Source organism: Alcanivorax sp. HI0044 (genome assembly GCF_001634945.1).
In genome coordinates, this window is record NZ_LWEZ01000270.1 from 1 (window position 1) to 1,016 (window position 1,016).

Annotated in this window: 2 protein-coding genes and 1 pseudogene; all 3 read right to left on the bottom strand. The window is 57.5% G+C overall.

Annotation, left to right across the window (positions count from 1 at the left end; genetic code table 11):
- Positions 1–120 (bottom strand): pyridoxine 5'-phosphate synthase (locus A3730_RS30175; RefSeq protein ID WP_197477258.1); only part of this gene is annotated, 120 nt, incomplete at its 3' end.
- 118 nt (positions 121–238) lie between these two features.
- Positions 239–916, bottom strand: coding sequence for a DNA repair protein RecO (gene recO, locus A3730_RS03355; protein ID WP_063519209.1), 678 nt, complete (start codon positions 914–916; stop codon positions 239–241).
- Positions 903–1,016 (bottom strand): annotated as a pseudogene (locus A3730_RS30955) (GTPase Era); the annotation flags it as partial. The gene recO and the pseudogene A3730_RS30955, both read right to left, overlap by 14 nt.

The following is a 1,016-nucleotide window of genomic DNA, read 5'->3' on the forward strand; positions in this document are numbered from 1 at the left end:
ATCTGCCCCCGCCTGCTCCGCGACCAATGCAGCCTGCACCGGCTCGGGGTAACGGGTGCCGCGGGCCTGACGAAGAGTGGCGATATGATCGATGTTGACGCCGAGAAGTACTCTGGACATAAGACTCACCTTAAACGCATTTTACGGGCCAGCCGGAAGAGACGGGGCCCCTGAGCTTTTAGCTTTTAGCTTCTAGCTCGTAGCTCGTAGCTCGTAGCTGATACTTTGATTCTAGCTTTCATTTCTCCCGAAACAGCTCCCGGCTTTTCAATGGCCGGTTGCCCAGATGCGGAGCCAGCAACTGTCGACACAAACTTAATGCTGCCTTGCGCGCGGCAGGATGCCAATCCCCCTGAGCAATGGCCAGCAAGTCCACGCCAGCATAACCTGCCCCGGTGTCTGTCTTCGCCAAACCCTGCTCAGGATTTAACTGGTATAACGCCTCGGGATCCAGCCCGTGCCCGTGAACATCCTGATCCAGGGCAATGCCGTAACCAATTTGCTCCAGCACCGCCAACTCGAATTGCCGCAGGGTAATATCGAAGGGCGTCTGCGTCAGCAAATCGGACAAGGCCTGCTCGTATAACGGCCAAACCGATGGATTGGGGTCGTCCCGATGCAATAATCGCGTCAATAGCTCGTTCAGGTAAAACCCGCAGTACAAAGCCTTGCCGGTGAGCATAAGTCGATTCCCCCGTGGCTCGCACGCCCGCAGGGAATACATCTCACCGGAGGGCTTCAGGGCTACCCACAAGGGAGTAAACGGTGCCAGTAACGGATCTTTGCGGCCGCCACGCACCACCGCACCAACTCGGCCAAGTGCAGGAAGAAACAGGTCTACCGTCAGGCTGGTATTACGAAAAGGCCGCCGGTGAATTAGCCAGGCGGCTTGCAGTGACGTCTCAGCGAGGCTCATCGTAGCCGAGGGAGCGCAAAGCGCGGGCATCATCGGACCAGCCCGCCTTGATCTTCACCCACAGGTTGAGCATTACTTTGCGCTCGATCAAACGCTCGAT